The following is a 9,443-nucleotide window of genomic DNA, read 5'->3' as shown; positions in this document are numbered from 1 at the left end:
TGGTCGCCCGTAACAACATCTTCATGGAGAACCACTACTACGGTGTGTTCGCCGACCCGGCCGCCGGCCAGACGAAGGTGGAGTACAACAACATCTACAAGAACTACTACCCGTTCAACCACTTCATCAAGGTGAACCGCACCAACGTTTCCCTCGATCCGAAGTTCATGAACCACTCGCTCTCGAAGCCGAACTTCTACTGCCAGTCCACCTCGCCGATGCTCAAGCGTGGCAAGGGCAAGTTGGATATCGGTCTTACGACTGTCGAGGTCGTGAAGGAAGAAGAACAGGCTGAAGAAACCCGCAATCCGGATAGCGATGCCGATGGCCTCTGCGATCCGTGGGTTTCCGAAGAAGGCGTTTCCGACAAGTACGCAAGCGTCTGCACGGGTATCGACAACTGCCCCGAAGAAGCTGAAGACTTCGACGGCTACCAGGACGACGACGGCTGCCCGGATGCGGACAACGACCGTGACGGTCTCTGCGATCCGTGGGTCGAAGCTAAGGGTATGCTCTCCAATTTTGCTCATGTGTGCCAGGGTGTCGACCGCTGCCCCGAACAGGCCGAAAGCCAGAACGGGTACAAGGACGACGATGGCTGCCCGGACGAAGTTCCGCAGCCGCCTAAGAAGGTGTTCGTGCTCGAAGGCGTGAACTTCGAATCTGGCAAGGCTACGATTACTCCGGATTCTTACATCTCCCTCATGAAGGTTGTCGACATCATGGAAACCTTCAAGGAAGCCACATTCGAAATTGTCGGCCATACCGACAACGTTGGTTCCAAGGATAAGAACATGCAGCTCTCCGCCGACCGCGCCGCTGCAGTGAAGAACTTCCTTGTTGAAAATGGCATTGACGAAAGCCGTATGGTGACCTCCGGTATGGGTGATACCAAGCCGGTTGCCTCTAACAAAACCCCAGAAGGGCGTGCGCAGAACCGTCGTATCGAGTTCACCCGCACGGATATCAAGTAAAGGAGTAGGTGATGATGCATACTAGTTTCATCAAGACGTCAGTCCTCGGACTTACTGTGGCTGCGAGCTCTCTTTTTGCAGAAGTTACCTACGCTCCGCATAAATATCAGCAGAACGACTGGTTCGCCGAATTCGGTGGCAACACCGCCATGTACGTGAACCCGGCGAGCATTTCCGAAACGGAACAGCTCGAGTTCAGCGCAGCATTCTTCAGTTCCATCAGCGGCGAAGCAAGCCAGGAATACTTGAGCTTGACCTTCCCGATGGATTACAAGCACACGCTCGGCTTCTCGTTCTTCGAGAACGGTGCCTCCATTGACGGCGGCAAGTCGTACGGCGAATATGCGTTCATGTTCGGCTATGCGTACAACTTAATGCAGTTCCTCTCTCTGGGTATCGATATCTCGGTGCTCTACATCAACCAGTTTGACGATGTCAAGCAGTTGACTGTCGGTTCCGATATCGGCTTGAGCTGGAACCCGCTCGCTTCTTCTAAGCTTGGCTACCTCCTCGTGGGTGTCGCCTTGCAGAACATCCTCCCGCCGGCTGTCGCCACCAGCGACGATGCCCCGATGTTCGTTCTCTTCACTGAAGATGAAGCTTACAAGATTCCGACCAACCTGAACTTCTCTTTGTTCTACCGTGGTCTGAACAGGAGCCTCGAAGCGAAGATTGAAGCCTCCATCATCGACCTCCTGCACGATGACGCAGAAGGTGGCGAAGGCTTCAACATCGAGACGAGCTTCACCTTGACTTACTACCTCTCCCCGCACTTGGGCGTGCGTGCTCGTTTCACCAAGGAAGGCTACCTTGTGGCTGGCGCTACGGTGAACGTGAAGGACGTGAGCATCTTCCGTTACCTCTCTCTTGACCTCGAAATGTCGCACGACGACCTCTACGCCAAGAAGAACCGCGGATTCATCTGGGCCGTGAAGATTACTTCTCGCTTCGGTGACACCCGTGAAGAGAAGATCGGTGAAGAACGCTACCGCCGCTTGAAGATCGAACCGGAAAACGACTACCGCGCCGCTATGCGTCTGTACTTGAACCGTCAGTTCCTCGAAGCAGCCTATGCCTTCGGTAAGGTTCAGACCAAGTACCCCGCATTCCACCTCGTGGACCAGGCCGCTTTCTATAAGGCAAAGTCTTTCGAAAACCTCCGTATGCACAAGGCTGCAAAGTCCGTGTACGAAGACGCTATCAAGCGCTACCCGCAGAGTGACCAGAAGGCCAAGTACCACTTCCAGTTGATGAACATCGACTATAAGGAAGGCAAGTACACTGAAGCCATGGCCAAGTACCAGAACATTGCCCAGAAGTTCGGTGAAAGCGACGTGAAGGCTGACGCCGACTACGTTGCCGGTCAGATCAAGTTCGAACAGGGCCTCTACCAGGAATCTGTCGACCTGCTCGCCGCCATCCTTCCGGGTAACGCGAACTACTTCTACGCCCGTTACACCATGGGTATCGCCTACAGCCACCTCGGCAAGTTCGAAGAAGCTGAAAACTGCTTCCGCGACATTACCGAACAGCAGTACTCCAACCAGTCCGAACAGGATTTGCAGGATGCTGCCCGCGTGAAGCTCGGCCATATCTACTTCTCTGGCGAGAAGGCCGACATTGCCCAGGCCGCTCAGATGTACGGCCAGGTCAAGCCCGGTTCTCCGGTGTACGACGAAGCTATGCTCGGTATTGCATGGTCCTTCCTCAAGGTTAACAAGCCGGACGAAGCCATGAAGCCTGCAAAGTGGATCATTTCCAACCTTCCGGAATCCTTCCTCGTTGCAGAAGCTTACCTCGTTCAGGGTTACTGCTACTTCATGAAGAAGGATTACAAGAACGCCGCTGCTTCTCTGGAACAGGCTGAAAAGAAGACCGAACAGCCGGCTGTGTCTGTCGCCGCTCGCGATAGCGCCCGCCAGGCCTACGACGCCATGCAGGACGAATTCGACTCCGTCCAGGTGAAGGCCCTCGATCTTGCTCGTCAGCTCCCGACTCCTCGTGTGCAGAGCAAGCGCGAAGCATTGCAGCCGACCTTCAACAAGGCAAACCAGGCAATTGAAGATTACGCAGCATTCACCCAGAGAGCCATCCAGAGCGACCGCTTCGAATCCAACCGTAAGCGCATCCTCGAAGACGCCGGCTTTACTTTGGCAACCGTCAAGACCAAGATGGGTCAGGGCGCTGCCGGAAACGCCGAATCCGCGAAGGAACTGGATGCCTTGGACGATCTGGAATTGGATGAATAAGGAAAATAAATGAGGATGAGACCCGAAATCCTAGGATTTTGGGTCTTTGTCGATAAAAAAAATAGGTGGAAAAGAGAACGATGAAAAATTTCTGGCTTATTGGTGCAGTTGTTTGCTCTCTTGTTGGAGCTTCCTTTGCTGCCTCTGATCCTTGTAAGGACAAGACGGCTGAAGTCAAGAAACTGGCCGCAAAGTGCAAAGCCATGCCGAAGGACTCTGAACAGAGAAAGCAGTGCATGGGTCAGGCGAAGGTCCTCAAGAACCAGGCCGAACAAGCTTGCCGCTCTGGCGGCCTCAACGAAGATGGCATGGTGAAGGCCATCGAACAGTGGGAAAAACTCGCTAAGGGTGAAACCTGTAAGGGCAAGAAGTCCGACCGTTGTGCCGGTGCTCTCCAGCAGCTGGGTCACTACCAGTTCATGCTCGAAGAAAAGCGCTTCTTGGACATCCAGGGACAGTACGAAGAAGATGTGGCTTGGTGTGCCGACCGCGACAACAAGCCGGCCAAGTGTGCCAATATCGGCCAGTACCCCAAGGCTGACCACCAGAAGTCCTTGGGCTACTTCCTCGAGTACATCGACAAGTACCCGAAGGCTCCGAAGATTCCGGCGGTGCTCTACCAGGCCGCTGCCGTGCAGGAAGCTAGTGGCGAAGACGAAAAGGCATTCAAGCTCCGCGATCGCCTCGTCAAGAACTTCCCGAACGACGGTCTCGTGCCGAAGGCATGGCTCCGTATCGCTGAATACCACTTCATGAACCGCAAGTTCCGCGACGCTATCGGCGCCTACAAGAAGGTGACCGGCTTCGAGAACCTCACGGGTAAGGAAGCGGCTCTCGCCATGTACCACTTGGCGGAATCTTACTACAACATCGCTGAATACGAAACAGCTGCTTACAAGTACTACGAATATATCATCGGCGCCGACAAGGGTAAATATCCTAACGACTTGCGCGCTGAAGCTATGGACTTCATGGCGGCCTCCTTCTCTGACTTGGAAGGTGGTGGTGTCGCCGAAGCTGAAGCTTTCTTGAAGGACAAGAAGGTTCCGTTCAAGGATTCCGTGTACTACCGCATTGGTATGAAGAACAAGGACCACGACCGTAACGAAGAAGCCGTCCAGTCCTTCAAGCGCTTGATGCAGATCAACCCGGACTACATCGACGCTCCGCTTGCTGATATCGCTATGATTGAAATCTTGCTCGTGCAGCAGAAGTTCGACGAAGCCCAGCAGTACCGCTACGTTGTGGTGAAGCGCTACGACAAGAACTCCTCTTGGCGCAAGAAGAACACCAAGTATAAAGAATCCGTCGCGAACGCCGACAAGGCCATCCGTGGCGCTATGCTCGAAATTCCGCACTACCATCACCAGCAGGCCGCTAAGATCACCAAGGAAGGTGATATCGAGGGCGGTAAGAAGCGCTACGCCGAAGCTATCAAGGCTTACGAAGCATTCTTGACCCGTTACAAGAACGAGCCGACTTGGGATGAATACACCGTGCATATCGACCTCGCTGCCGCATACCAGGAAATGGGTCAGCATGCGAACGCCGCCAAGATGTTCAACTGGATTGTGGATACCGATACCACCCGTTATGGCCGCCGCGCCCTCGGCTCCGCTGCCCTCCTGAAGAAGGAAGAAGCTGCCTACAACGCCGTGCTCATGATGGACCAGGCCCGCGAAACTGCTTTGAAGACCAAGGCTAACGGCGATACTATCAAGGCTTACAGCCTCCCCGAAACGAAGGCCTACTTCGCTCAGGTGGACAAGTACATGCAGAAGTTCGGTCAGAACAAGGAAGCCGCGGAACTCTCTTACAACGCTGCCCTCGTTCATTACAATGCCAAGCAGTTCTCCACCGCGGTTACCGTGTTGCGTGAACTCCGCAAGAAGTATCCGAACCACCAGTACATCTTGCTCATCAGCCAGATGCTTGCTAAGTCTCTCCTCGAATCCAACCAGCTCGATGAAGCTCTCGGCGAATTCGAATGGCTGTTGAAGCAGTACACGCAGGTGAAGGCCACCAAGAACGACTCCATGGCCAAGGAAACCGAAAAGGCTATCGCCTTCGTGCTTTACCAGATGGCTGAAAAGTCCGTTAAGGATGGCCAGTACGAGAAGGGCGCCAACGCCTACCTCGCTCTCGTGAAGCGTTACCCGAAGGTCGAGATTGCTGACAAGGCCATCTTCGAAGCCGCTGCCGCGTTTGAAAATGCGAACCAGTACAACAAGGCTGCTGAAACCTTCATGATTCTCCCGAAGCAGTACTCTAGCTCTCCGCTCACCATCAAGGGTGTGCTCCGTGCAGCTTCTGCTTACAAGAAGGACAACAAGCCGCAGATGGCTGCGACCACGTTCCTCTTCATTACGAACAACTTCCCGCAGGATTCCATGGCCTTCCAGGCTATCGGCTTCGCTGCCGCGGTCTACGACTCCATCCCGGATAAGAAGAACGCCGCTGTTACTTACGAACTCGCCTACAAGCGCTACCCGAAGAACGAGAAGACCCCGAGCTTCCTGTACAGCGCCTGCTTGAGCTACGACGAAGCCAAGATGACCGACGAAGCCATCCGCTGCTCCAAGGACCTCGTCCGTGACTACCCGAAGAGCACCTACGCTCTCGACGCTGCATTCTCCATCCCGATGGCCTATGCTAACGCCAAGAAGTGGGACCTCGCCGCTCAGGAATACCACACCTTCCTCAAGATGTACCAGGAAGACAAGGAAAAGCTGATTGCCGCCTACATCGGTGCAGCCCGTGCCTACATGGAACTCAAGGAAGAAGACAAGGCTATCGCCGACTACGAAGCCACCCTCAAGAACTACGACAAGTTCGGTCTTCAGATCAAGAACGCCGACCCGGGCATCCCGGCCGAAGCCGCATTCTACATGGGTGAACACGAATTCCACAAGATGGACCCGATTGTCTTGAAGGGTAAGGAAAAGGACAAGGCCAAGACCATTAAGACCTTGGTGGAAATCCTCCAGAAGGCTATGGGCCACTACTCCAAGTCTGCCGCCTACGCATCTGAAAAGTGGACCTTCCGTTCTACCAACAAGATGGGTATGCTCTTCGTGACCATGGCCGCCAAGATTCGCGAACAGGAAACGAATGCTAAGAAGGAAGAAGAAAAGTTTGCCGAACGTATTACCATCGTGCAGCAGCTGCCGAGCTACTACGAACAGGCACGCCCGATCTTCCAGAAGAACATCGACCTTGCCCGCGACCAGGGCTTCTACAACAAGGACGTGATCGAGGCCGAAGAAGGCTACATCGAAATGTTCTACCAGGGTTGCGCCGTGTTCGTCGAAGTGGCCGATGCTTTCGCCAATGCACCGCTGCCCGACTCCGCCGCTATCGTCCAGGAATACATCTACGAAGAGATGGTGAAGGCCGACGCTATCGAAGCCGCTCACGAAGACCTCGAAGCCTACCGTGAAGAACTGCAGAACAAGTCGAATGCCGCTAAGGAACTCGCTGTCCCGCAGTGCGCAACCGGTATCAAGGCCTCCGCTCACTACGGCATCGACAACCAGTGGACTGCCAAACTGTTCGAAACTCTGAAGGCTCTTGACGAAGCCAACGAGGCTCTCGCCACGAAGATCGAAAAGTTCGACCCGTCTACGCTGTTCTCTGACCCGACTTACTTCAAGACGAAGGCTCGTATCGAACAGATTTCGAAGTCTGAAGTCATGACTCCGGAAGAACGCATCAATACGTTCCGCGAAATCATCAAGGATGCCAAGGCTGAAGCCGAAAAGCTCCGTGCTGAACTCGCCGACCTCCAGAAGCAGCTTGCCTCCGGTATGTCTGCTGCTACGGAAGCCGAACCTTCTATGTCTGAACCTGCTGCAGAACCTGAAGCTGAACCGGCCGCACCGGCTAAGAAGAAGGCTGCCAAGAAGAAAGGCAAGAAGAAATAGCGGAAAAAAATATTTTACGGGGAACCTCGTTCATGGGTTCCCCCTTATTCTTTGAGCATTTAAAGGGGTTTTTATAGCGGTAAATATAATTTTACCCTGTAGACCCTCCCAAATTGCTCAAAAAAAAATAAATATGAACAAAGATTTCAAAAACTAACACAAAAAACAAACACTCTAAAGGAGTACTCTAAAATGGCTAAAATGCTTCAATCCTTCAGCCCCGAATCCGATGGTTGGCAGTTCATGTGGATCATCCTTGCCGTGTTCATCATCGGCCTGGGCATCTCTATCGAACGTATCATCTACATCATGGTGAAGAGCTCCAAGGGCCGCGCCAAGTTCCTCGCTGATTTCGGTAAGCTCATCTCTTCTCAGCAGTTTGACCAGGCTCTGAGCCTCGCCAATGCTACCAACCTCCCGGTTGCCCGCGTTATGTCCGCTATCGTTGCTAACCGCGCCGGTGGCCGCGAAGGCATGCAGGCTGCTTGCGACGCCGTGTTCCTGACTGAAGCTCCGCGTCTGACTCGTTACATTAGCCTTGTTTCCGTGATGGCCTCCATCTCCACGTTGCTCGGACTTATGGGTACGATTTACGGTCTGATCTACACCTTCGACGCCGTGGCTAACAAGCCCGCTTCTGAACGTGCCAAGGCTCTTTCCGACGGTATCGCTATCGCTATGGGTACGACGCTTGAAGGTCTTCTCTCCGCCGTGCCTCTTCTGGTCATCGTCGGCTTCCTCAACATGAACTCCGAACGCCTCATCCAGGAAATGGAAGAAAAGGGCCTCAAGATTATCAACTCCCTCGTCTAATAACTCAGAGAGTTTAGTCTTTAAATGGAGTTTTAAAAAATGGCAAAAGAAATCAAGAAACCAGCAAAGCCTGAAGAACCGGACCTGTTGCCGGCGATGGGCTTGTTCACAATTCTGATTCCTATGCTTCTCTCCATGGCTGCTTTCTCCAAGCTGGCAATTGTTCAGGTTAACCTGCCCGAACGCAGTATGATTAACCCGAACGATGAAACACCTCCGCCGGATGAGCAGGCTTTGAACTTGTCGCTCGCCATCACTAGCGAATACCTCGTTATTGGTGCGCGTGGCGGTTTCCAGCCGAACGTCTATTTCAAGGAAATGTGGACGTTCCGCTGCAAGTCCGATGCCAAGCTTATTACTCATGCCGTTGAGGATGTCAAGGCTACAGTTGAAAGTGGACATGGCCCGAAGTGCAAGGACGGTAGCGAGATGGATAAAGAGAAGTATCTCTACGAAATCGAAGCTATCGAACTCTGGGCTATCCAGAAAGAGTCTGAAGAAGATCCGGGTCGCGTGATCTGGGCTCTCTACTCGAACGGGGGCACCCCGGAAGAACCGGTCGCCGACAGCGCCTATGTTGACGGCAACAACAACTTCCTCGCTCTCCCTGGCGAAGGCGCCATGGGCCTCACCCCGCCGCCGGCTTTGAAGAAGCCTGCTGCTGGTACGGCTCTCGCTACGCTCACGCCGAACTCTGCCCGTACGCTCAAACCGGACGTTGCAGCGAAGAACCTTATCTACCCGCTTTCCGCTTACGATCTTATCGCAAAGGATTTGATCGCAATCCATACGCAGTTCATCGACCTGGAAGACGTCGACAACATTATCATCGTGGCTAACGATGATACTCAGTTCGACAAGATCATCCAGCTCATGGACCGTTCTAAGGAAGCGGGCTTCAGCAAGATCAACCTTGCAAAGTTGGGAGGTTAATCATGGCTAGAAGAACTCGTAAATACGCTGACGACGTCCCGTTCTCAATCACCTCCATGATGGACATGATGACCATCATCCTGGTGTTCATGATCAAGAACATGGACGCTGAAGGTCAGCTCTTGACCCAGGCCGAAAACCTGATCCTTCCGGTCTCCACGTCCAAGGTCCAGCCGACAGAAGTTTCTCTGACGGTCGTGATCGATAAGGAATACGTGGTGGTCGACAATGAGAAAGTCGTTCCGACTCCGGACGTGCTTGCTCAGGAAGATCTCTGTGTTCAGCCTGTTCTCACTACCCTTTATGGGAAACGTAAGACCGAAGTGGACCAGCGCTTGCGCCAGGGCCAGCCTGCCGACGAAGCCGGTAGTGTTGTCGTCCAGATCGACAAGAGCATCCCTTACGACGCTATGTATAAGGTGATGGCTACTTGCGGTATCGCTGGCGTGCCGTCCTGCACCTCTTCCGAAGGCGAAACTGGCTACGAGAAGATGAGCGGTTATACTAACGTTTCCTTTGCCGTTCTCGAAAAGAACGGAGGGGAGGAATAA

Annotated in this window: 6 protein-coding genes; all 6 read left to right on the top strand. The window is 53.6% G+C overall.

Annotation, left to right across the window (positions count from 1 at the left end; all coding sequences use genetic code 11):
- Nucleotides 1–974 (top strand): OmpA family protein (locus IK012_RS13520; RefSeq protein ID WP_290955471.1); only part of this gene is annotated, 974 nt, incomplete at its 5' end.
- A gap of 11 nt (nt 975–985) precedes the next feature.
- Complete coding sequence (locus tag IK012_RS13515) at nt 986–3,223, top strand: tetratricopeptide repeat protein (protein WP_290955469.1); 2,238 nt, start codon at nt 986–988, stop codon at nt 3,221–3,223.
- A gap of 80 nt (nt 3,224–3,303) precedes the next feature.
- Nucleotides 3,304–7,146: a tetratricopeptide repeat protein gene (locus IK012_RS13510; RefSeq protein WP_290955467.1), complete on the top strand. Its 3,843-nt coding sequence runs from the start codon at nt 3,304–3,306 to the stop codon at nt 7,144–7,146.
- Between the two features lie 192 nt (nt 7,147–7,338).
- Nucleotides 7,339–7,959: a MotA/TolQ/ExbB proton channel family protein gene (locus tag IK012_RS13505; protein ID WP_290955466.1), complete on the top strand. Its 621-nt coding sequence runs from the start codon at nt 7,339–7,341 to the stop codon at nt 7,957–7,959.
- 39 nt (nt 7,960–7,998) lie between these two features.
- A complete protein-coding gene (locus tag IK012_RS13500; protein WP_290955464.1) occupies nt 7,999–8,892 on the top strand; it encodes a biopolymer transporter ExbD in 894 nt (297 codons plus the stop codon).
- Nucleotides 8,893–8,894: 2 nt separating this feature from the next.
- On the top strand, nt 8,895–9,443 hold the full coding sequence (locus tag IK012_RS13495) for a biopolymer transporter ExbD (protein ID WP_173378446.1): 549 nt from the start codon (nt 8,895–8,897) through the stop codon (nt 9,441–9,443).

It is taken from the genome of Fibrobacter sp. (assembly GCF_017551775.1).
Taxonomy (GTDB): Bacteria; Fibrobacterota; Fibrobacteria; order Fibrobacterales; family Fibrobacteraceae; genus Fibrobacter.
The sequence above is the reverse complement of the archived record's forward strand: the minus strand, read 5'-3'. Positions and strand labels throughout refer to the sequence as shown.